Consider the following 22,588-nt stretch of genomic DNA (forward strand, 5'->3'; position numbering starts at 1 on the left):
TCTTTACAAAAAATGCAATTACAGTAATTCTAATGCTTTCGCTTGTTGTAGTAAATCAACTAAGTTGTCTACGTTTAACTTACGCATTAGGCGAGCCTTGTACGTGCTCACAGTTTTTTCATTCAGATTTAGCTCTTCAGCAACATGTTTGTTACGTTTACCAGAAGCTAAAAGTTTTAAAACTTCTACTTCTCTTGTAGACAAACGTCTGAAGAATCTGCGGGGTTTGTTTGTGCTTTCGTCAAATGCTAAACGTTGTGCTAATTCGTTGCTGATATAGATGCCTCCATTTGCAACTTTAACAATAGCGTCTTTAATAACATTTGTAGCTACGGATTTCGATAAGTAACCAGAAGCTCCAGCTCTTAATGTGCTTACTGCGTAAACATCTTCAGAGTGAGAACTAAACATAATTACTTTTACGTCAGGGAAGTCTTTTTTAAGTCTTCTCAAAGCAGTAATTCCATTGACTTCGGGAATATCCATTTCAAGTAAAACAACGTCTACATTTTCTTGACTAATAAAGTCAAATAACTCAGAAGTAGTAGCAGCTTTTCCTACTACATCAATCTCTGTAGAGTTCTTGAATAAGGATTTAATTCCTTTTCGAACAATGGGATGATTGTCTGCAATTAATACTTTAACCATAATTTAGTTTTTAAAGTTATTATATAAATCAGACCATCACATAAATAAAGCCTCGTTTATAGGTATGTCATGCTAACATAAAAAACGAATCAATTTTTATTTCAGGTTTAGGGGGTCTGTAGCAACAAATTTAAACAAATTTTTATAAAAACTATTAAAAAAGGTGATTTTTTATGTAAGATTTTGCGGTATTATGCAGACTGGAATTGGAATCATTTTGTGTTGGTTCGCTGTATTATATCTTTTGTAAATTTTGAATACTTCTTGTTGTCTTCCAGTAAAATCCGTTGCAGTTTTTCCTGCATCATTCATGCGCATTGCCCACTCCAGCTCGTCATAGTTAGCGCCAATTTGATCTTCATCACTTCGCGCATCTCCAAACAAGCCATCGGAAGGTGCAGCTTTCATAATAGAGCTAGGAACTTCGAGTGCTTCACCAAGCATATATACCTCACTTTTCATCAAATCTGCAATAGGACTTAAATCAACACCGCCATCGCCGTATTTTGTGTAAAATCCTACACCAAAATCTTCTACTTTATTTCCGGTTCCAGCAACCAATCTTCCTAATAAACCTGCGTAATAATACAGTGTAGTCATACGCAAACGCGCTCTGGTATTTGCTAAAGCCATATCAACAGTTGCTTGTGCGCCTTCGAGAGAAACTTCGGTTTTAAATTCCTCAAAAACAGGTGTTAAGTCTGTACGCGTATCTGTCACATTATCAAAGCGTTCTTTCAATTGTTTAATATGTTCTTGCGCACGAGTTACATGACTTTTTGCTTGATGAATTGGCATTTCAATACACAAAGTCGGTAAGCCAGTTTTTGCGCATAAAGTAGAAGTCACAGCAGAATCAATTCCGCCAGAAACACCTACAACAAATCCATTTACTCTTGCGTTGGTAGCATAGTCTTTTAACCACGCTACAATATGATCTATAACCTTGTCAGTTTTCATCTATTTATCTTTAATTTTTAATTATTTCTATCGGATGGAATTTGCCAATCATGTTTTTCGTTGTTTTCAACAGAAATATCATGGCGCATTTCATGTTTTTCGATTTTTTTACAAGATAAAAAAAGTAACTTTGCACACAAAAATAGACTCGCAATAAAATTTATAATTATAGATTGCGTTTACTTATCTGATTAATAGAAGTTTTTATGAAAAAAATATTGTATTTCTGCTTGCTAATTCTTGCAGTAGGATGTGCCGAAGAAAATGCACTTGAAAAAGAAATCGCTGCCATTCCAATCGATATGAATGTGGTTCGATTTGATCAAGTGTTTTTGGACGCAAAGCCGTCAGATTTACCAAAACTGAAAGAAGCATATCCGCTATTTTTTCCGAGTTCTGTACCAGATTCTACATGGATTTACACAATGAACGATCCATTGCAAAAAGAATTGAAAACTCAAATTGATGAGGTATTTACGGATTTTGCGACTGTACATCAAGATATTAAATCTTTATTGCAACATATCGAATTTTACTTTCCAGAATACGATCAGCCCCAAGTGTTTACAGTAACTTCTGAAGATTATCGCAAAAAAGTCATTTTGCATCAAGATATGATTCTAATTGCATTGAACACGTATTTAGGAGCAAATCACAAATATTATGAAGGAATTCAGAAGTATATTTCTCAAGGTTTTGAAAAGAAAATGATTGCTGTTGATGTTGCGAGTGAATTTGCATTTTCGCAAGTACAAACATCGCGTGAACGTACATTTTTAAGCAAGATGATTTATTATGGGAAAATACAATACATAAAATCACTCTTAGTGCCAAAAGCCAGTGTTGCTATGCAATTTGGGTATACAGAAAGACAAGCAGATTGGGCTGCGGCGAATGAAAAACAAATTTGGACGTACTTTATAGAAAAAGATTTATTGTACAGTACAAACAATAAATTAGACGCTCGCTTTTTGAATTTGGCGCCTTTCTCAAAATTTTATTTAGAATTAGATAACGAATCTCCAGGCGGAATTGGTCGCTATATTGGTTATCAAATTGTAAAGGCATATATGGAAAATAATGATGTATCTTTGCAAAATCTTTTGGGAAAATCTTCCAAAAAAATATTTAACAATTCAAAGTACAAACCAAAGAAATAATGGCGAAAAAAACGACGTCCGAAATAAAAGTTGCAGTAACTGTCGATGAGAATAATGTGCCAGAAACAATCAATTGGACCGCAAAAGATGGTGGTATAGAAAATGAATCTTCAAAAGCAGTAATGTTGTCTGTTTGGGATCATAAAGCACAAGAAAGCTTGCGTATCGATTTATGGACAAAAGACATGCCTGTAGACGAAATGAAAGTATTTTACCATCAAACATTAGTCTCTATGGCACGCTCATTTCAACGTGCTACCAATGATGAAAAAATGAGCGCTACAATGATGGATTTCTGTGATTATTTTGCAGAAAAGTTAGAGATTGTTAAAAAGTAATCAACAAAAGCTCTTGGAAATCTTAGGATATACTATATGGAAACCTCTTGTAACATGTCAAGGAATTTGCGATAAAGAACCATTTGAAACTCCCTTACTAATCTTTATTAAAAATTTTCCTGAATTGATAAATGAATTTTATGCAGGAAATGAATTTTGGATCACACCAAAAGAAGAATATGTTGATTTCTTAAAAACACTTATATCTGAAAGACTTGAGTTTATAACTAATAAAGGAGATTGGAGAGCTGACTTCTCAAAAGAACAATTAAAACTTTTTGAAAACTCAGAAATGATTGTTCAATCTGCTTTTTTGGGAAAACAATATGAGATGAATATGATGGATCGATTTAATTCTATTACAGTAAGTTTAATCTCTTTTTATGATAATTTAGTTGCTGTTAAGCAAGGCTCAGGTCTCAAAGTTATTCCTAAAGTAAACGGATGAAGATGAATGTCTAATCTTTCTCTAAAATCTCAATGCGTGTTTTGATAGTACCTGTTTCTTCCAGACGGATAATCTTAAACAATAGTCGAATTAAAAATCCAGGATTGATTACGATTTCAGCCTTTTTAGTAACTTTTACATCGCGTTCTTTAATTAATGTTGGCCAATCTGTTTTGGGCGAAGAAGCTAATAGTTTAGCATATTTCCAAGCGCCATCTCTGGCAAGTTTCATGCTAAAATCAATCAAAATAGTATCAAACTTTTCGGTGACTTTTATGATCTTCGCTAAAAACGTCCAGATCAATGACAACTCTTTTTCTACGTCGTGAACTAGTTCGCTCAAAATTTCATTAATCTTATTAAAATCATCATGTAAATCGTTGATGTCTTTTCCTTTCATCACTTCAGCCGCTGCAATTCCTAAATCCAAATTAATGTGTGCATTCATGCCCAATAGCAAATGTTGTAGCACAATCAACCAATAACTATCTGCTTTTTCAAAAGCAATTTGCCAAGAAGTCGACGGTTGCGTTCCGTTTTTAAACTCAGTATATGCTTTTAGGTAACGATTCGCAAAAATAACATCTAGCTTTTCCATGCGCGGATTATCGTCAAAAAAACCGTTATCAATACCTTCCTTCACTTTGCAAGTCACTTTGTGATACAAGGCAGCAAAATATCCCATAGTGCTGGGAATTTCTTTATTCTCTTCAATGATTTGATTTAAAAATGAAATTACTTCCTTAATCGTAGTTGCTTGCATGGTTGGATTTTTTTAATCTCTTAAAAGTATAAAATTATGTGAAAGTTGAAAAGGAATCTGTCTTTAATGCGACTTATGTTTTAGTATTGAGATATGAGTATTTCGTATTGAGTAGCTTGATTTTGTCTTTCTATCTTTATGACAGCTAAATTCATCATGCTATTTAAAAACTGCTATTTAGAATAAAAATTAATGAAAAAAATCATTTTCATATACAATGCACGATCAGGGAAACTCAATAGTTTGCTCGATGTTGCACATAAATTAATTAGTCCCAAAACCTATCAATGTAAGTTATGTACAATAACACACGATACGTTTACGGAAAATACACTTTGGAAAGAATTTAGAAAAAACACATCGCTTCCGCTGGAATTTTTTCATAGCGACGAATTTGAAAAGCAACACAAAAATATAGAAACTAAATATCCAGTCATCTTTCTTCAAGAAGATCAAAAACTAACAGAATGGATTCCGAAAAGTGAGATAGAAAAAATAGAAACGACTCAAGAATTGATTCAGTTGATAAAATCTAAATCAAAAACTATGAATTTTTCAAATCCTCATTGATTTGTCCAATAAAATTCAATACTTCGTCGCGACCAATAGCTTTTGATGATGAAGTCACAAAATATTGTGGCATTTCTTCCCAAACATCTTCCAGTAATTTTGCGCGATATTTCTCGACATGCGTGTCAATTTGTGAAGGACGTAACTTATCAGCTTTGGTGAAAATAATGCAAAAAGGAATCTGATTTTCGCCCAACCATTGCATAAATTCTAAATCGACTTTTTGCGGTTCATGACGAATATCTACCAAGACAAATCCGCATACCAACTGAGTGCGTTTTCTAAAATATTCTGTAATAAATTTTTGAAAAACTTTCTTTGCACTTTTAGAAACACGTGCATATCCATAACCTGGTAAATCGACCAAAAACCATTCATTATTAATCTTAAAATGATTAATTAATTGAGTTTTTCCGGGTCTTCCCGAAGTTTTAGCCAGACTCTTTCGTTGTGTCAACATATTGATCAATGATGACTTTCCAACGTTTGAGCGTCCGATAAAAGCATATTCAGGAATTGGATTCTTTGGACATTTTGCAACATCAGAGTTGCTCATCACGAATTCGGCAGATTTGATTTTCATAACTGACTAAAAATTACGTTTGGTCAGCCAATCTTGCAAACATTCATTAAACTCTTGTGGATGTTCCATCATAGGAGCGTGGCCACATTTATCAATCCAGTATAAATCAGAATCTGGCAATAATTCATGAAACTCTTCAGCAACATTTGGTGGTGTTACCGTATCGTTTTTTCCCCAAATAATTCCTGTAGGAATGTTCATTTTAGGTAAATCTTTTCCCATATTATGACGAATAGCACTCTTAGCAATTGCCAAGGTTTTTATCAACTTACTACGGTCATTTACGGTCGCAAAAACTTCGTCAACAATCTCTTTTGTAGCAACAGCAGGATCGTAAAACACGTCTTCACTTTTCTTTTTAATAAACTCGTAATCACCACGTTTAGGGTATCCATCACCCATAGCGCTTTCATACAAACCAGAACTTCCTGTAATCACTAAACCTTTTACTAATTCAGGATACAATTTTGTAGTTAGTAATCCGATATGCCCGCCAAGTGAATTTCCAAGTAAAATGGCTTTATCGAGTTTTTTATGGAGTATAAATTCTTTGACATACTTCGCAAAATTCTTTACGGTTGTCTTTAAAAGTGGCATTGTGTAAATAGGCAACTCGGGAATTAAAATTTTATATCCTTTCGTTGAAAAATTCTCAGTAACGGCTTCAAAATTGCTCAAACCGCCCATTAAGCCATGCAAAATAACGATAGGTGTTCCTTCTCCTAATTCGAGATAATTGAATTTCCCTTCCTTTTTAAAGCTTTCTTTCATTAATGGCTATCATTTTTAACAAGAGACAAATATAGGCATTTCGAAATTATTAAAATGCTTTTTTTTTAATGTCTCAAAAATTAATAAAACATAACAAAAATATTCCAAAAAACGAAGGTTTTGGTTTAAAAATCCCACTTTCAACGAGTTGATTTATAGCCTATTTACGGGCTTTTTAGAAGAAAAATGGAAAAACTTATCAACAAAGTGGTAAAATGTGGTAAAATGTGGTAATTTTTTCAATATATTTGAATCTTATAATAGGTAAGCCATATTCTCACGTGATAAATTTAATTGGAACATACGAATGTAAAGTCGACGCCAAAGGGCGAATGCTTGTTCCTGCTGATTTAAAAAAGCAGTTGTCTCCAGTGTTACAAGAAGGTTTCGTGATCAAAGAAGGGCTGTTTGGTTCGTGTTTAGAATTGCATCCGATGAGTGAATGGAATTTGATGACGCAAAAACTAAACAAACTAAATCGCTTTAAAAAGAAAAATGTGGATTTCATTCGAAGATTTAACAAAGGTGTTCGAATGGTGGAAATTGATGCAGCAGGAAGATTGTTGATTCCGAAAGACTTAGTAGGTTTTGCAGGTATCAAAAAAGAAATTGTACTGTCATCAGCAATCAACATTATTGAGATTTGGGATAAAGAGCAATACGACGCGGCAACAGATGATGCAGATATTGACATAGGAGATTTGGCAGAAGAAGTAATGGGAAATGACGATGGAGATGGAATATCATAATCCGGTATTATTGAAAGAAACAGTTGATGGATTAAACATCAAAGAAGATGGAATCTATGTAGATGTGACTTTTGGTGGTGGCGGACATTCAAAAGAAATTTTGAATCGATTAGGAGCACATGGAAAACTATATGCATTCGATCAAGATCAAGATGCGCTTGACAATGCAATCGACGATCCACGGTTTACGTTGATCAGTCAAAATTTTAGACATCTTAAAAAGTTTTTGCGATTTCATGGAGTGCGAAAAGTAGATGGAATTCTAGGTGATTTTGGAGTTTCATCACATCAGTTTGATAAAGCAGAAAGAGGTTTCTCGTTACGATTTGAAGCAGATTTAGATATGCGAATGGATCAAGAAGGAGAAATTTCAGCGTATCACGTAGTGAATGAATATGAAGAAGAAGACTTGCGATCAATCTTGTCATTATATGGTGAATTGCGAAATGCGAAAGCAATTGCAGCGCAAATAGTATTGGTAAGATCAGAACAACCTATTCGTACAACGGAAGACTTACGTGAGGCATTGCAGCGATTTTTGCCAAAACACAGAGAGCATAAAGTATTGGCGCAAATCTATCAAGCAATTCGCATTGAAGTGAATCAAGAAATAGAAGTCTTAAAAGAATTTCTATTGCAAACGCAAGAAATATTAGAAGAAGGCGGAAGAATTAGCATGATCAGTTACCATTCACTGGAAGACAGATTGGTAAAACGATTCATTCGAAATGGACTCTTTGAAGGTGAACCTGAAAAAGATTTTTATGGTAGAGTAGAAGTGCCATTCAAAAAAGTTGGAAAATTAATCATTCCATCACACGAAGAAATAAAAACAAATAACAGAGCGCGTAGCGCAAAACTCAGAATAGCAGAACGTCTGTAATATGAAATGACTCAAGGCTAGTGGTAGAAATTAAACGATATGGTTATTGACGAATTCCATCTGACATATTTATAAAAATAAAATTCACAGATGAAAAAGCAGAATATATATGACATACTAAAAGGGAAGTTCCTTATAAAAGATGACGCCATCAAAAATTGGCGTTTCATTGTGTTTGCTTCTTTTTTAGCATTGATCATGATTGCAAGTTCGCATTGGGCAGATCAAAAAGTGCACAGAATTGCAAAACTGAATGATGAAGTGAAGGAGTTGAAAAGTGAATTTGTAGATGCGAGGACAACATTACAACAATTAAAGTTTGAATCGTACATCACAGAAAAAGTTGCCAAAAGCGGATTGGCACCATCCGAAAATCCGCCGAAAAAAATTAGAGTAAAGTCACAACAATAATCATAAATGTCAGTAACCGAAAAAAACATATTAAATCGTTTATATTTTGTCGCAGGAGGTATGTTTCTCTTCGCGATTGCGGTTGTGGTACAATTGGTCAACGTGCAATTTGTGGAAGGTGACAAATACAAAGCGATGGCACTAGAAAGTACAGTGCGAAAAGCTGTGATAGAACCAAGTCGCGGAAATGTATATGCAGATGACGGAAGCTTGCTGGCTACTTCAGTATCTAAATACGATATCTATTTTGATACAAAAACGGTTAACAAAACTGTATTTACTGATAATGTAAAAGCATTGTCGGATTCATTATCGAGATTGCTTGGAAAATCTTCTGCGTATTACGAAAGCAGACTTACGACAGCGCGTACCAACGAAGCACAATTCTTTCCAATTGCAAAAAATCTGAGTTATTCGGAGTACATACGTATCAGACAATTTCCAATTTTCAAACGTGGCGCATACAAAGGTGGATTTATTGATAAAGTGAAAACCGTACGAGAACATCCTATCGGAAATATTGCAAGACGTACCGTTGGTTATGAATTGAAAGATAAAGAAGGACACTATACTAAAGTTGGTCTAGAAGGTGCTTTTGGAAAATACTTGCGAGGAAAAGAAGGAAGTCGCATCGAACAAAAAATAGCAAAAGGACAGTGGAAACCAGTTTCAAACGACAACGATTTAGAACCGCAAGATGGTTTTGATATCATTTCTACAGTCAATGTAAATATTCAAGACATTGCACATCATGCCTTATTAGAGCAATTAGAAAAATATAAAGCAGATCATGGTTGTGTAGTAGTTATGGAAGTGGCAACAGGTGAAATAAAAGCCATTTCAAACTTAGGAAGGAACAGCAAAGGAAACTATTCAGAACGTCTCAACTATGCAGTTGGTGAGCGACACGAACCTGGTTCTACCTTTAAATTAATGTCAATGGTAGCGGCACTGGAAGATAAAGTGATTGACAGTGATTATTTGGTAAATACCGAAAATGGAAAGCTGACATTTTATGGAGAAACGGTTGAAGATTCCAACAGACGTGGATACGGAACTATCACAGCTTCCAAAGCATTTGAGGTTTCTTCGAATGTGGGAATCGTAAAAATCATTGATAATTTCTACGGGAAAAACCCGAGAAAATTTGTGGATAGACTCTACAATATGAATTTGCACGAAACACTGGAGTTGCCAATTACAGGAGAAGGAAAGCCCATTGTGCCACATCCAAATGATAAAACTTGGAGTGGAATTTCATTGCAATGGATGGCGTATGGTTATGGAGTTGAATTGACGCCATTACAAATACTTGCTTTTTACAACGCAATTGCAAATAATGGAGAATTAGTACGTCCGCGATTTGTAAAAGCAGTCCGTGAAAATTGGTACACAAGCGAGCAAAAATTTGAAAAAGAAGTCATCAATCCGTCTATCTGTTCGCAAGAAACTGTAGCGAAAGTTAAAAAGATGATGCAAAATGTGGTGGAGAAAAAACACGGAACAGGAAATGGTTTGTATTCGTCAAATTTCTCAATGGCAGGGAAAACAGGGACTTGTCAAAAAAATTACGGAGGAAAACGCAGTGAAGTAAAATACATTTCAAGTTTTGCAGGATTCTTTCCAGTAGAAGAACCAAAGTATTCGTGCATTGTGGTAATTCATGAACCTGTTCAGGAAATCGGATACTATGGAGCAGATGTGTCTGGACCAGTATTTAAAAAAATAGCACACAAAATATACAGAGATACGCCAATATTTGATCAAGTAGAAGATATTGAAAAAGTGAATAATGTTGTAGAACAAAGCTATAAGTCGTATCAAGACAAATCAATAAAATACAAAACAATCATACCAAATGTAGTTGGAATGCCAGCAATGGACGCTATTCCACTACTGGAAAATTTAGGATTGCGTGTAGAAATTAACGGAAGCGGAAAAGTGACGAAACAATCACTTGAAGCAGGTAAAAAAATAGGAACGGAAAAACGAATTGTACTAGAACTATCGTGAAAATACTAAAAGACATATTATATAAAGTACATATCGAAGCAGTGACTGGCGATACAAATATCGCTGTGCGCGAATTGGTCTTTGATTCACGTAAAGTGCAATTAAATGATGTCTTTGTGGCGATCAAAGGATATGAAGTTGATGGACATAGCTATATCAAATCGGCAATAAAATCGGGAGCTATCGCGGTAATTTGTGATGAAATTCCAGAAAAAATAGTCAATGGAGTTACCTATATCCAAGTCGATAATGGAAATAGCGCATTGGCAATTATGGCATCCAATTTTTATGGAAATCCTTCCGAAAACTTAAAGTTGATTGGTGTTACAGGAACCAACGGAAAAACGACGGTTGCTACCTTACTATATCAACTCTTTAAAAAAGCAGGATACAAAGTCGGATTGTTGTCTACGGTAAAAATTCTAGTGGATGATGCTGAATTTAAAGCTACACATACAACGCCAGATTCGTTGACCATTAATAGGTATTTGGAAAAAATGAATCATGAAGGTGTGGAATATTGCTTTATGGAAGTTTCTTCACACGGAATTCATCAAAAAAGAACAGCAGGATTAACGTTTCAAGGAGGAATTTTTACAAATCTCTCACATGATCATCTAGACTATCACGATACGTTTGCTGAATACAGAGATGTAAAAAAGAAATTCTTTGACGAATTGCCAAAAGAAGCTTTCTGTTTGGTGAATATAGATGATAAAAATGGCTTGATCATGATGCAAAACACACAAGCCAAAAAATATACATACGCGCTCAAAACCTATGCAGACTATCGTGCGCAAATCTTGGAAAATAGATTGGCAGGATTGCTTTTAAAAATAAACGACAACGAAGTTTGGACAAAACTTATCGGAAGTTTCAATGCGTATAATCTATTGTCTATTTACGCTACGGCGGAATTATTAGGCTTAGAAGAAATTGAAATCTTACGATTAATAAGTGAACTTGAAAGTGTAAGTGGACGCTTTGAATATTTCATCACAAAAAACAAAATAACAGCAATTATTGACTATGCGCATACGCCAGATGCTTTAAAAAATGTATTGCAAACGATCAACAACATTCGTACAGGAAACGAGCAACTCATTACGGTAGTTGGTTGTGGAGGCGATAGAGATGTAACGAAACGTCCGAAAATGGGGAACATCGCATCAGCGCTAAGTACGAAAGCCATATTTACTTCAGACAATCCACGAAGTGAAGATCCGATGAGCATTATTGAAGCTGTTGAAAAAGGTGTAGAGCCACAAAACTATAAAAAGACACTTTCGATTACCGATCGGAAGCAAGCTATAAAAACAGCATGTCAAATGGCGAATGAAAACGACATCATTCTCATTGCAGGAAAAGGGCATGAAACCTATCAAGAAATCAACGGAAAACGAACGGATTTTGACGATTACAAAATAGCCAAAGAAATACTTGATCAACTCAACGAATAAAAAATATTAAAGCCTCAACAACAAAGAAAGAATATGTTATACTATCTATTTGAATATCTCGAACAGCAATACCAGTTTCCAGGTGCTTCCTTATTTGGATATCTAAGTTTCAGGGCAGCAATGGCAGTGATTCTTTCGTTGTTAATCTCTATGATTTTTGGAAAAAAGATCATCAACTACTTGCGTTCAAAACAGATAGGAGAAACGGTTCGTGATTTAGGATTGGCTGGGCAAAAAGAAAAAGCAGGAACGCCAACTATGGGAGGAATCATCATCATTTTGGCAACTTTAGTGCCAGTACTGCTTTTTGCAAAACTAGAAAATATCTACATCATTCTATTAATCGTCACCACAATTTGGATGGGAATTATTGGCTTTATAGATGATTATATCAAAAAATTTAAAAACGATAAAAAAGGACTCAAAGGAAAGTTTAAAATACTAGGACAATTAGGTTTAGGAATCATCGTCGGAGCAACACTATTCTTTCATAATGATGTTACCATTCGTGAAGAATTACCTGTCAATCAACAGCAGGAAATTATAATGAATAACAATGTGCCAACGAAGAAATTTGGAGAAGAAGTGCGTTCTATGAAAACAACCATTCCTTTTGTAAGAGACAATGAAATTGACTATGCGAAGCTTGTAACGTGGATCAATCCAGACTATGAAAAATACGCATGGTTAGTATTCATTCCAATTGTCATATTCATCATTATGGCTGTTTCAAATGGTGCAAATCTCACCGATGGAATTGATGGACTCGCCGCCGGGACTTCGGTCATAATTGTGCTCACCTTAGGAATATTTGCATGGATCTCTGGTAACTTAATTTTCTCTGAATACTTGAATGTCATGTACATCCCAAGAGCAGGAGAAATTACCATATACATTGCCGCCTTTGTGGGAGCACTCATTGGATTCTTATGGTATAATACCTATCCAGCACAAGTATTTATGGGAGACACAGGAAGTTTGACCATAGGAGGAATCATTGCTGTAATTGCAATTGCAATTCGTAAAGAATGGCTCATTCCAATTCTATGCGGAATCTTCTTGGCGGAAAATTTATCGGTCGTCATGCAGGTGAGTTATTTCAAATACACGAAAAAGAAATTTGGAGAAGGAAGGCGGATATTTAAAATGTCGCCACTGCATCATCACTATCAAAAATTAGGATATCACGAAAGTAAAATTGTAACCAGATTCTGGATTATCGGAATCTTACTAGCAATTCTAACAATCGTAACCTTGAAAGTGCGATAGGTTTTGGGTGTAAGGTGTTAGGAATTGAGTTATGAGTATTGGGAAGTGAAGTCAAGAAACTAACAAAAAAAACGAATACACGAATTAACGAATACACAAAAAAAAGCCAACGGCTAAAGCAAATAAAAAATAAAAGTTACGAGTAAGAAAACCAGCAACCAACAACGAGTAACTAACAATAAAAAACAAGTAGTGTCAAAACAACGATTGGTCATATTAGGCGGAGGAGAAAGCGGTGTTGGAACAGCAATTTTAGGAAAACAACAAGGCTATGAAGTATTTGTTTCAGACAAAGGAGCCATCAAGCAGCACTACAAAAACGTTCTGAATCAGTTTGAAATAGATTGGGAAGAAAAGCAGCATACAGAAGCAAAGCTTTTCAACGCAACTATTGTAATGAAAAGTCCTGGAATTCCAGACACCATTCCTTTGGTAAAAGCACTCAGGGAAAAAGGAATTCCTGTGATATCTGAAATCGAATTTGCTATGCAATTCACAGAAGCAACGATTGTAGGAATTACAGGAAGCAATGGGAAAACGACAACGACGATGTTAACGCATCATGTATTAAAACAAGGTGAATTAAATGTCGGAGTCGCAGGAAATATGGGCGATAGTTTTGCGAAACAAGTAGCAGAACAATCGTATGATGAATATGTGTTAGAACTCAGTAGTTTCCAGTTGGATGGAATCATTGATTTTAGACCGCATATTGCCATCATTACTAACATTACGCCCGATCATTTAGATCGATATGACTATAAGTTTGAAAACTACATCGCATCAAAATTCAGAATTGCGATGAATCAAACAGAAAACGATTATCTCATCTATGACGCAGATGATGAAGTCGTAGTTGAAGGAATAAAAAAACACAAAGTAAAATCGACATTAATACCATTCTCACTCAAAAACAAACTAGAGAATGGTGCATATATAGAAGACAAAAACATAATACTAACGATACAAAATAAGACAATAACTATGCCGACGGACTCGCTAGCACTAGAAGGACAACACAATGTAAAAAACGCAATGGCAGCTTCTGCAGTAGCACAATTATTAAACATCAGAAAACAAACCATACGCGAAAGTATGTCAGGATTTCAAGGTGTAGAACATCGCTTGGAAAAAGTATTAAAAATCCAGAATGTTCAATACATCAATGATTCCAAAGCAACCAACATCAATGCAACGTATTATGCTTTAGAAAGCATGACAACGCAAACGGTTTGGATTGTTGGTGGTGTTGATAAAGGGAATGACTATTCAGACTTGTTGCCACTAGTGCATGAAAAAGTAAAAGCAATTGTTTGTTTAGGAGTTGACAATTCAAAAATCATTGAATCATTCGGAAGAGTTACAGATTTAATGGTAGAAACAACTTCTATGGATGAAGCTGTAAAAATTGCTCATAAAATTGCAGAAAAAGGAGATAACGTATTACTATCGCCAGCATGTGCAAGTTTTGATTTATTTGAAAATTATGAAGAACGCGGAAAGCAATTCAAAGCATCTGTAAGAAACCTATAATCAAAAAACCAAACAACCAAATAGTCAAATCAACAAACAAACAAAAAAAACAATGAACACCATCTTTAAAAACATAAAAGGAGATAGAGCGCTTTGGGCAGTAGTTGCCTTGCTAGCGTTATTCTCGTTTTTACCTGTATACAGCGCAAGTAGCAACTTGGCGTATCTGTATGGAGATGGAAATACATTGAAGTTTTTAGTGAAACATGCTTCGCATTTATTCCTAGGATTTGCGATTATATATGGAGTCCATCGAATGCCATATCATTACTTCAAAGGCTTGTCTATCATTATGTTGCCAATTGTCTTGTTCTTTTTAATGTATACGCTAGCGCAAGGAACAACCATTGGAGGAGCAAATGCAAGTCGTTGGATGCGAATTCCTTTTGTGGGACTCAAATTTCAAACTTCCACATTGGCAGGTGTTGTTTTGATGATTTATGTAGCTAGATATCTGTCGAAAATAAAAGATAAAGTAGTCACTTTCAAAGAAACAATTTTGCCACTTTGGATCCCTGTATTTTTAATAGTTGGATTGATATTACCTGCAAACTTTTCAACCGCAGCCATCATTTTTTCAATGGTATTAATGTTGTGTTTTTTGGGAGGTTATCCATGGAAATATCTCTTAATGGTAGTGGGTTCAGGAATTGTAGGTCTATTATTATTTATTGTAATTGGAAGAGCGATTCCAGGACCAATTCAAACCAAAATACAAACATGGGAAAATCGTGTTGCAAACTATTGGAGTGGCGATAAAAAACAAAATAGTGAAGGAGATTACCAAATAGATCGATCAAAAATTGCAATTGCAACGGGAGGTATTGTAGGTGTAGGAGCAGGAAAAAGTGTCATGAAAAATCTATTGCCGCAAAGTGCATCCGATTTTATCTATGCAATCATTGTAGAAGAATATGGTTTAGTAGGAGGTTTATCGTTACTCTTTCTATACTTGTTACTTCTATTTCGGATTGTTATTGTGGCGCACAAGGCAGATACAATATTTGGAAAATTACTCGCCATTGGTGTCGGATTGCCGATCGTATTTCAGGCACTCATAAACATGGCAGTTGCGGTAGAATTATTTCCAGTAACAGGACAAACATTACCATTAATCAGTAGTGGAGGAACTTCTATTTGGATGACGTGTTTAGCTATCGGAATTGTATTAAGTGTGAGTAAAAAACGCGAAGAGATATTAGAACAAAAAGAAAAAGAAGAAAATCCATTAGCAGTTTTAAGTGAAGCTATTTGATGCAGAAAGTATTGAGTATTGAGATGTGAGTATTGAGAATGTTTCAAAGAAAACTAAGATAGCAAAGAACAAATAGACAAATAGCCAAATAGACAAATCAACAAATCAACAAATCAACAAATCAACAAAAAACACAAAAGAGTAAGCAAATAAAAAAAATGAGTAACAAATCGTATCGTATCATATTATCAGGTGGCGGAACAGGAGGACATATCTATCCTGCGATTGCGATTGCGAACGAATTAAAAAAACGGTACCCAGAATCGGAATTCCTATTTGTAGGAGCAAAAGATCGAATGGAGATGGAAAAAGTGCCACAAGCAGGGTACAAAATTGAAGGTTTGTGGATCTCAGGATTGCAGCGAAAACTGACATTAAAAAACATGATGTTTCCGTTCAAGTTGATAAGTAGTTTGATGAAGTCGCGAAAAATTGTCAAAAAATTCAAACCAGATGTAGTCATTGGGACTGGCGGATTTGCAAGTGGACCATTGCTAAAAGTAGCATCTGGAAAAAAAGTACCTGCGTTGATTCAAGAACAGAATTCGTATGCAGGAATCACAAATAAATTACTTGGAAAGCAAGTGCAAAAAATATGTGTCGCGTATGACAATATGGAACGTTTCTTTCCGCAAGGGAAAATTATAAAAACAGGAAATCCTGTACGACAAGATTTATTAGAAATAACAAGTAAAAGAACCGAAGCAAAAACGTTTTTTCAACTAAAAGAAAACACCAAAACGGTATTGATTATTGGAGGAAGTTTGGGCGCAAGAAGAATCAATCAACTTATAGAAGCATCATTGAATTTCTTCAAAGAACAAAACGTACAACTCATATGGCAATGCGGAAAATTCTATTACGAAAACTATAAGAAACACAACGAATTGGCGCATGTGCAAGTGCATCAATTTGTCAATAAAATGGACTTAGCGTATGCTGCTGCAGATGTAATCATTTCACGCGCAGGCGCAAGTTCGGTATCGGAATTGTGCATTGTAGGGAAACCTGTAATCTTTATTCCGTCGCCAAATGTAGCAGAAGATCATCAAACAAAAAATGCATTGGCAATTACGGAAAAAGATGCAGGAATCTTAATTAGAGAAAGTGAACTAGATGAACAGTTTGATAAACAGTTTGAAATATTAATGCAATCAGAAAAAAAACAAGCTGAATTAGGTGAAAAAATCAAAGAATTAGCATTACCTGACGCAACTTTGCGAATCGTAGATGAAGTAGAAAAATTATTGAATAAGTCAACTGCCTAATGGTAAGTTGTAAAGAGCAATTAAAAGAATATAAACTGAACATTTTGACGCAAGCGTTGAAATAATAAAATCTCAATTATTGAGAATGAATTTGAAAAACATACATAACGTTTATTTTGTAGGCATTGGCGGAATCGGCATGTCTGCTTTGGCGCGCTATTTCAAATTCAATAACAAAAATGTAGCGGGCTACGATAAAACAAAAACTGAAATCACTGACGGATTGGAGGCTTTGGGTATTTTGGTTTCGACAAAAGATGATGTAACTGGGATTCCAACAGCATATCTCAATAAAGAAAATACGATCATCATTTATACGCCAGCTGTTCCAAGTTCACACGCGGAATTAACTTATTTCCGTGCGCATGATTTCCATATATACAAAAGAGCAGAAGTATTAGGTTTAATCACAAAAGATACCTTTTGTTTAGGTGTGGCAGGAACGCATGGAAAAACCACAACATCTAGTATTTTGGGACATTTGTTGGCAGCATCAGGAACTGATGTAACCGCTTTTTTAGGTGGAATTGCAGAAAATTACAATTCCAACTTAATTCTAAAAGGAACTGAAATCACAGTCGTTGAAGCAGATGAGTTCGATCGTTCCTTTTTGCAGCTTTCGCCAGATGTAGCTTGTGTTACATCTATGGATGCCGATCATTTGGATATCTATGGAGAAAAAGAAGCTTTGCAAGATTCATTCGTAGCATTTACCAAATGCATCAAGCCAAACGGGAAGCTGTTTGTGCAAGAAGATATTACTGAATTAGATGGAATTACATACGGATTCAAAGAAACATCTAATTATCATATAAAAAACATACACATACAAAATGGGGCGTATGTGTTTGACATTGTAACGCCATTGAAAATCATTGAAGACGTGCAATTTTTTATTCCCGGACGACACAACTTGTTAAACGGTCTAGTAGCTTTCGCGATGGCGGACATTATAGGAACCCCAACCGACCGCCTCGCCAAAGCTTTGGGAACTTTTACAGGTGTCAAGCGAAGATTTTCGTATCAAATTAAAACGGAAGACTTTGTATTTATTGACGATTATGCGCATCATCCTACAGAAATAAATGCCTTGCATCAAGCGGTACGTGAAATGTATCCTGAAAAAAAAGTAACGGCTATTTTTCAACCGCATTTATTCAGTAGAACAAAGGATTTTGCAGATGAATTTGCAGAAAGTTTAGCGCAGTTTGATGAAATTATTTTGTTAGAGATTTATCCCGCAAGGGAAAAGCCAATAGAAGGTGTTACTTCAAGTTGGTTGTTGGATAAAATAGAAAATGACCAAAAACAATTGATCGCAAAAGAAAATTTAATCGATCATGTGTCTGCTGTTAATACAGATGTATTATTAACGGTTGGCGCTGGCGATATAGGAGAAGAAGTAGTAAAAATTAAAAATGTATTAACCGTTGAATATTAATTGGAATCTTATAAAAGGAATTGCAATTGTCGCAATATTGATCTTTCTATATGCCTTTTCGGCGAATAGAAATGCGTCGCGTGTCATTGAAAATCCAGACATCAAATTTTTGGAAAGAGAGCAAGATTTCATCACGAGAACGATGGTTAATAAATTGTTAATACAAAATCAGGATAGCGTTACGAACGTAAGAAAAGAACAACTAGATTTGGATGTTCTAGAGGAACGTTTACGCGCGAATGAAATGATTCAAGATGCAGAAGTGTATCTGTCTGTAAATGGGACTCTTGGTGCAAAAATTAAACAGCGAACACCAATTGCACGTATCGCAACAAAAGACTCTTATTACATCGATTCTGAAGGGAAGGCTATGCCTTTGTCTTCAGTTTCTGCTGCTCGCGTTCCGTTTGTGGAAGGAAAAGTAGATAAAAAAGAGTTGCAAAACATATATGTACTCGCAAAATATATTGCCGAAGATGACTTTCTAAAAAAGAATGTGATCGCTATAGTACAAAACGAAAACAAAACATTCAATCTTAAATTAAGAACGAATGATTTTGTTGTGCTATTTGGCAACATAAAAAATAAAGAGAAGAAGGTGAATAATTTGAAAGCGTTTTATAAAAAAGCAACAAAAGATAAAACATTGAACGATTATGCAAAAGTTGATTTAAAATTTACCAATCAAGTAGTGTGCACCAAAAAATAAAGTATGGAAAACAATAGCATCGCAGTAGGATTAGACATAGGAACCACAAAAATTGTGGCAATGATTGGGCGAAAGAATGAATATGGTAAGCTCGAAATTCTTGGAGTAGGAAAATCCAAGAGTCTCGGTGTGCATCGTGGTGTGGTAAATAATATTACACAAACGATTCAATCCATACAACAAGCTGTGCAAGGCGCAGAAAGTGATTCTGACTTTAAAATCAGTGAAGTTGTGGTTGGAATTGCAGGACAACACATCCGTAGTTTGCAACACAGCGATTATATCACACGGACCAATGCTGATGAAGTTATTGATGACGGTGATATTGATTTATTGATCAATCAAGTATATAAATTAGTGATGCTTCCGGGAGAAGAAATTATTCATGTGCTTCCGCAAGAATATAAAGTAGATGGGCAAGCTGAAATCAAAGAGCCTATTGGAATGTATGGCGGACGTTTGGAAGCAAATTTCCACGTTGTTGTGGGACAAGTTTCTTCAATCCGAAATATTGGGCGTTGTGTGAAAAGCTCAGGATTAGATTTGGCAGGAATCACGCTTGAACCGTTAGCTTCAGCAAATGCAGTATTAAGTCAGGAAGAAAAAGAAGCAGGAGTTGCATTAATTGATATTGGTGGTGGAACAACCGATTTGGCCATTTTTAAAGATGGAATCATTCGTCATACGGCAGTAATTCCATTTGGAGGAAATGTCATCACAGAAGATATCAAAGAAGGCTGCTCTATCATTGAAAAACAAGCAGAATTACTCAAAATAAAATTTGGATCTGCTTGGCCAGGAGAAAACAAAGACAATGAAATAGTGTCAATTCCTGGATTACGAGGAAGAGAACCCAAAGAGATTACCTTAAAAAATCTCTCAAAAATAATTCATGCACGTGTTGTTGAAATTATAGAACAAGCGTACTTAGAAATTAAGAATTACGGACATGAAGAACAAAAAAAGAAACTAATTGCTGGAATTGTGCTGACAGGTGGCGGAAGTCAGTTGAATCACTTAAAGCAATTGGTGGAATACATTACAGGAATGGATACCCGAATCGGTTATCCAAACGAACATCTAGCAGGCGATTCAGACCCAGATATGGCAAGTCCATTATATGCAACGGCTGTCGGATTAGTAATGAATGCAATTGAAAACCAATCAAAAGTTATCATCGAAGAAGAAGTTGTGGAAGCACCTACAGAAACAACTTCAGCAGCAGAAACTGCTATCGAAGAAAACGAAGAACAAACCAATACCAGTGCTCCAATACAATCGGAACCAAGAAGAGAACGCAAGTCGATCTTTGAAAAATGGGCCGATAAGTTGAAAGATTTTTTAGATAACGCAGAATAATAAAAAACCAGTTTTAAGAATTATGAGTAGCAACACAGAATTCGGAAACATTTCATTTGATTTGCCAAAGAACCAATCAAATGTAATCAAAGTGATCGGTGTAGGCGGTGGCGGAAGTAATGCCATTAACCACATGTTCCAGCAAGGAATAAAAGGTGTAGACTTTGTGATTTGTAATACAGATTCACAAGCTCTACAAAACAGTCCAGTGCCTAACAAAATACAGTTAGGAGTTTCATTGACAGAAGGACTTGGTGCAGGCGCCAATCCAGAAGTTGGTGAAAAAGCAGCTTTAGAAAGTATTGAAGACATCGGAATGATGCTCGATACCAATACAAAAATGGTATTCATTACAGCCGGAATGGGTGGTGGAACCGGAACAGGAGCTGCACCAGTAATTGCAAAATTAGCCAAAGATAAAGACATACTTACGGTAGGTATTGTAACGATTCCTTTTAAGTTTGAAGGCAAAATGCGTAATACACAAGCACGTGTTGGAGTAGAAAAATTGCGTACACATGTAGATTCTCTGATTGTGATTAATAATGACAAACTAAGAGAAGTTTACGGAAACTTAGGATTTAAAGCAGGATTCTCTAAAGCAGATGAAGTACTTTCTACAGCTTCTAGAGGAATTGCAGAAGTAATAACGCATCACTATACGCAAAATATTGACTTGCGTGATGCGAAAACAGTGTTATCTAATAGTGGAACAGCCATCATGGGATCTTCTAATGCTTCTGGAGCTAACAGAGCCAGTGAAGCCATTATGAAAGCCTTAGATTCGCCATTATTAAATGATAACAAAATTGATGGAGCTAAAAACGTACTGTTGCTTATCGTTTCTGGTTCAGAAGAAATCACGATTGATGAAATCGGAGAAATCAATGATCATATTCAAAATGAAGCTGGTGGAAGTGCAAACATCATCATGGGAGTTGGAGAAGATGAAACCTTAGAAGATGCAATTTCTGTAACAATCATTGCTACTGGTTTTGATATAGATCAACAGGATGAAATCGTGAATACAGAATCAAAAAAAGTGATTCACACCTTGGAAGATGAGCAACCAGCAGTTCAAAACTTAACACCTAAGTCAACAGCAGTTGTAACACCAAATATTCCTCAACAACCTGTAGAAGCGCCAAAGCCAAAAAAGGAAGAAGTCATTCGCCATACGTTGGTAGATGATACTGCAACACTCAATTTGATTCCAACTACGGAAATCATCAAAAATATGTCTGTAGTTTATGAAGAAGTGAAAGCGACACACGTAGAGGAAGATTTTATCATTACGACATTGACAGATGAAATTAGGGATATTCAGGTGAATGAACCAGAATTTGTTGTAGTAACGCCAAAAGAAGAGGAAGAAGAAGAAAACCAAATTTCTTTTACTTTTGACATGCCGTTAGCGGAACCTGTACAAGAAGAAGCTCCAAAGCAAGAAGAAAAAGTGAGATTTGACTTGTCGGAAGACGTAAATGCTATTCAAGTAAATGATCCTGTGGAAGTCATTCCTGTGACAGAAGTGCATGACAAAGGTGTCACGCGTTACAGCTTAGATGACTATATGGATGAAGAACCTACTTCTGAAAAAAATATTTCTCAGGCAGCTGAAGATGGTATAGTTTTTGAGAAGAAAACCGTTGAAAGTCCAATCGAGGAAACTCCAAGTGCTGATAGTGTTGATCCTTTCAATAGTACTATTGAAGAGAGTTTAAAAAGTAGAACGGACGAACGAAAGAGAAAGTTAAAAGAATTTAATTATAAATTCAATAACAATAATGTCAATCGTATTGAAGATATTGAGAAACAGCCAGCTTACAAAAGAGCAGGTATTGAGCTTAATGATGCCAATTCGACTGATACTAAAGCTTCCCGAACCAGTTTAGGTACGGATAGCAATGATGATATGCAATTGAGAAATAATAATTCTTTCTTGCACGACAACGTTGACTAATTTGATTTAGTACTATTATATATGTTTTTTTTAG

At 35.5% G+C, this 22,588-nt stretch carries 22 protein-coding genes; 17 read left to right on the plus strand and 5 right to left on the minus strand.

Translation table 11 applies throughout. The features are described from left to right. Positions 1 to 18: 18 nt before the first annotated feature. Both Q0845_RS13125 and nadE read right to left on the minus strand, forming a co-directional pair. Positions 19 to 648: a response regulator transcription factor gene (locus Q0845_RS13125; protein ID WP_298513850.1), complete on the minus strand. Its 630-nt coding sequence runs from the start codon at positions 646 to 648 to the stop codon at positions 19 to 21. 171 nt (positions 649 to 819) lie between these two features. Beyond that, positions 820 to 1,608 (minus strand): NAD(+) synthase, encoded by a 789-nt coding sequence (gene nadE / locus Q0845_RS13130; protein WP_298513853.1) that lies wholly within the window; start codon positions 1,606 to 1,608, stop codon positions 820 to 822. A gap of 206 nt (positions 1,609 to 1,814) precedes the next feature. On the opposite strand from nadE, the gene gldB reads away from it, so the two are divergent. Genes gldB through Q0845_RS13145 form a run of 3 tightly spaced genes read left to right on the plus strand, consistent with a single transcriptional unit; the run spans position 1,815 to position 3,554 of the window. Next, on the plus strand, positions 1,815 to 2,768 hold the full coding sequence (gene gldB / locus Q0845_RS13135) for a gliding motility lipoprotein GldB (protein WP_298513855.1): 954 nt from the start codon (positions 1,815 to 1,817) through the stop codon (positions 2,766 to 2,768). Continuing rightward, positions 2,768 to 3,106 carry a gliding motility protein GldC gene (gene gldC / locus Q0845_RS13140; RefSeq protein ID WP_298513857.1) on the plus strand — a complete coding sequence of 113 codons (339 nt, stop codon included), beginning with the start codon at positions 2,768 to 2,770 and terminating at the stop codon, positions 3,104 to 3,106. Before gldB ends, gldC begins: the two co-directional genes overlap by 1 nt. Positions 3,107 to 3,119: 13 nt before the next feature. Then, positions 3,120 to 3,554 carry a hypothetical protein gene (locus tag Q0845_RS13145; RefSeq protein WP_298513859.1) on the plus strand — a complete coding sequence of 145 codons (435 nt, stop codon included), beginning with the start codon at positions 3,120 to 3,122 and terminating at the stop codon, positions 3,552 to 3,554. Between the two features lie 10 nt (positions 3,555 to 3,564). Here the strand turns inward: Q0845_RS13145 and Q0845_RS13150 are convergent, their stop codons facing one another. Further along, a complete protein-coding gene (locus Q0845_RS13150) occupies positions 3,565 to 4,317 on the minus strand; it encodes a DUF5995 family protein (RefSeq protein WP_298513861.1) in 753 nt (250 codons plus the stop codon). A gap of 192 nt (positions 4,318 to 4,509) precedes the next feature. Here Q0845_RS13150 and Q0845_RS13155 point away from each other — a divergent pair, with 192 nt between their 5' ends. Continuing rightward, complete coding sequence (locus Q0845_RS13155) at positions 4,510 to 4,887, plus strand: GTPase (protein WP_298513864.1); 378 nt, start codon at positions 4,510 to 4,512, stop codon at positions 4,885 to 4,887. Here the strand turns inward: Q0845_RS13155 and yihA are convergent. Beyond that, positions 4,862 to 5,470, minus strand: coding sequence for a ribosome biogenesis GTP-binding protein YihA/YsxC (yihA, locus tag Q0845_RS13160; RefSeq protein ID WP_298513866.1), 609 nt, complete (start codon positions 5,468 to 5,470; stop codon positions 4,862 to 4,864). The genes Q0845_RS13155 and yihA overlap by 26 nt on opposite strands. Positions 5,471 to 5,476: 6 nt before the next feature. Beyond that, positions 5,477 to 6,241: an alpha/beta hydrolase gene (locus tag Q0845_RS13165; protein WP_298513868.1), complete on the minus strand. Its 765-nt coding sequence runs from the start codon at positions 6,239 to 6,241 to the stop codon at positions 5,477 to 5,479. Between the two features lie 281 nt (positions 6,242 to 6,522). Here Q0845_RS13165 and mraZ point away from each other — a divergent pair, with 281 nt between their 5' ends. The 13 genes from mraZ (at position 6,523) to ftsZ (ending at position 22,554) form a co-directional block, all read left to right on the plus strand. Continuing rightward, positions 6,523 to 6,990 (plus strand): division/cell wall cluster transcriptional repressor MraZ, encoded by a 468-nt coding sequence (gene mraZ / locus Q0845_RS13170; protein ID WP_298513870.1) that lies wholly within the window; start codon positions 6,523 to 6,525, stop codon positions 6,988 to 6,990. Continuing rightward, positions 6,977 to 7,873, plus strand: coding sequence for a 16S rRNA (cytosine(1402)-N(4))-methyltransferase RsmH (gene rsmH / locus Q0845_RS13175; protein ID WP_298513872.1), 897 nt, complete (start codon positions 6,977 to 6,979; stop codon positions 7,871 to 7,873). The genes mraZ and rsmH overlap by 14 nt, the downstream gene beginning before the upstream one ends. 90 nt (positions 7,874 to 7,963) lie before the next feature. Then, positions 7,964 to 8,284 (plus strand): FtsL-like putative cell division protein, encoded by a 321-nt coding sequence (locus tag Q0845_RS13180; protein WP_298513874.1) that lies wholly within the window; start codon positions 7,964 to 7,966, stop codon positions 8,282 to 8,284. A gap of 6 nt (positions 8,285 to 8,290) precedes the next feature. Further along, complete coding sequence (locus Q0845_RS13185; protein WP_298513876.1) at positions 8,291 to 10,297, plus strand: penicillin-binding protein; 2,007 nt, start codon at positions 8,291 to 8,293, stop codon at positions 10,295 to 10,297. Then, entirely contained in the window at positions 10,294 to 11,757 is a 1,464-nt protein-coding gene (locus tag Q0845_RS13190; protein ID WP_298513878.1) for a UDP-N-acetylmuramoyl-L-alanyl-D-glutamate--2,6-diaminopimelate ligase, read from the plus strand. Before Q0845_RS13185 ends, Q0845_RS13190 begins: the two co-directional genes overlap by 4 nt. Before the next feature lie 33 nt (positions 11,758 to 11,790). After that, positions 11,791 to 13,026 (plus strand): phospho-N-acetylmuramoyl-pentapeptide-transferase, encoded by a 1,236-nt coding sequence (gene mraY, locus Q0845_RS13195; RefSeq protein ID WP_298513880.1) that lies wholly within the window; start codon positions 11,791 to 11,793, stop codon positions 13,024 to 13,026. Between the two features lie 192 nt (positions 13,027 to 13,218). Beyond that, complete coding sequence (gene murD, locus Q0845_RS13200; protein ID WP_298513882.1) at positions 13,219 to 14,559, plus strand: UDP-N-acetylmuramoyl-L-alanine--D-glutamate ligase; 1,341 nt, start codon at positions 13,219 to 13,221, stop codon at positions 14,557 to 14,559. 52 nt (positions 14,560 to 14,611) lie between these two features. Next, positions 14,612 to 15,814: an FtsW/RodA/SpoVE family cell cycle protein gene (locus Q0845_RS13205; protein ID WP_298513884.1), complete on the plus strand. Its 1,203-nt coding sequence runs from the start codon at positions 14,612 to 14,614 to the stop codon at positions 15,812 to 15,814. A 158-nt stretch (positions 15,815 to 15,972) separates the two neighbouring features. Continuing rightward, complete coding sequence (gene murG / locus Q0845_RS13210) at positions 15,973 to 17,082, plus strand: undecaprenyldiphospho-muramoylpentapeptide beta-N-acetylglucosaminyltransferase (protein ID WP_298513887.1); 1,110 nt, start codon at positions 15,973 to 15,975, stop codon at positions 17,080 to 17,082. A gap of 85 nt (positions 17,083 to 17,167) precedes the next feature. Next, a complete protein-coding gene (murC, locus tag Q0845_RS13215; protein ID WP_298513889.1) occupies positions 17,168 to 18,523 on the plus strand; it encodes a UDP-N-acetylmuramate--L-alanine ligase in 1,356 nt (451 codons plus the stop codon). Continuing rightward, complete coding sequence (locus Q0845_RS13220; RefSeq protein WP_298513891.1) at positions 18,513 to 19,232, plus strand: cell division protein FtsQ/DivIB; 720 nt, start codon at positions 18,513 to 18,515, stop codon at positions 19,230 to 19,232. Before murC ends, Q0845_RS13220 begins: the two co-directional genes overlap by 11 nt. Before the next feature lie 3 nt (positions 19,233 to 19,235). Then, positions 19,236 to 20,591, plus strand: coding sequence for a cell division protein FtsA (gene ftsA / locus Q0845_RS13225; protein ID WP_298513893.1), 1,356 nt, complete (start codon positions 19,236 to 19,238; stop codon positions 20,589 to 20,591). 22 nt (positions 20,592 to 20,613) lie between these two features. Further along, entirely contained in the window at positions 20,614 to 22,554 is a 1,941-nt protein-coding gene (gene ftsZ / locus Q0845_RS13230; RefSeq protein WP_298513895.1) for a cell division protein FtsZ, read from the plus strand. Positions 22,555 to 22,588 lie beyond the last annotated feature (34 nt).

The organism is uncultured Kordia sp., from assembly GCF_947489565.1.
In the GTDB taxonomy this organism is placed as follows: Bacteria; Bacteroidota; Bacteroidia; order Flavobacteriales; family Flavobacteriaceae; genus Kordia.

Bases quoted from the DNA above. Each gene is read 5' to 3' on its own strand.
- mraY (WP_298513880.1), top strand. From the start codon at position 11,791: ATGTTATACTATCTATTTGAATATCTCGAACAGCAATACCAGTTTCCA.
- Q0845_RS13185 (WP_298513876.1), top strand. From the start codon at position 8,291: ATGTCAGTAACCGAAAAAAACATATTAAATCGTTTATATTTTGTCGCA.
- Q0845_RS13165 (WP_298513868.1), bottom strand. From the start codon at position 6,241: ATGAAAGAAAGCTTTAAAAAGGAAGGGAAATTCAATTATCTCGAATTA.
- Q0845_RS13155 (WP_298513864.1), top strand. From the start codon at position 4,510: ATGAAAAAAATCATTTTCATATACAATGCACGATCAGGGAAACTCAAT.
- Q0845_RS13205 (WP_298513884.1), top strand. From the start codon at position 14,612: ATGAACACCATCTTTAAAAACATAAAAGGAGATAGAGCGCTTTGGGCA.
- rsmH (WP_298513872.1), top strand. From the start codon at position 6,977: ATGGAATATCATAATCCGGTATTATTGAAAGAAACAGTTGATGGATTA.
- Q0845_RS13125 (WP_298513850.1), bottom strand. From the start codon at position 648: ATGGTTAAAGTATTAATTGCAGACAATCATCCCATTGTTCGAAAAGGA.
- Q0845_RS13180 (WP_298513874.1), top strand. From the start codon at position 7,964: ATGAAAAAGCAGAATATATATGACATACTAAAAGGGAAGTTCCTTATA.
- Q0845_RS13150 (WP_298513861.1), bottom strand. From the start codon at position 4,317: ATGCAAGCAACTACGATTAAGGAAGTAATTTCATTTTTAAATCAAATC.
- gldC (WP_298513857.1), top strand. From the start codon at position 2,768: ATGGCGAAAAAAACGACGTCCGAAATAAAAGTTGCAGTAACTGTCGAT.
- murC (WP_298513889.1), top strand. From the start codon at position 17,168: ATGAATTTGAAAAACATACATAACGTTTATTTTGTAGGCATTGGCGGA.
- yihA (WP_298513866.1), bottom strand. From the start codon at position 5,470: ATGAAAATCAAATCTGCCGAATTCGTGATGAGCAACTCTGATGTTGCA.
- ftsA (WP_298513893.1), top strand. From the start codon at position 19,236: ATGGAAAACAATAGCATCGCAGTAGGATTAGACATAGGAACCACAAAA.
- murG (WP_298513887.1), top strand. From the start codon at position 15,973: ATGAGTAACAAATCGTATCGTATCATATTATCAGGTGGCGGAACAGGA.
- nadE (WP_298513853.1), bottom strand. From the start codon at position 1,608: ATGAAAACTGACAAGGTTATAGATCATATTGTAGCGTGGTTAAAAGAC.
- gldB (WP_298513855.1), top strand. From the start codon at position 1,815: ATGAAAAAAATATTGTATTTCTGCTTGCTAATTCTTGCAGTAGGATGT.
- ftsZ (WP_298513895.1), top strand. From the start codon at position 20,614: ATGAGTAGCAACACAGAATTCGGAAACATTTCATTTGATTTGCCAAAG.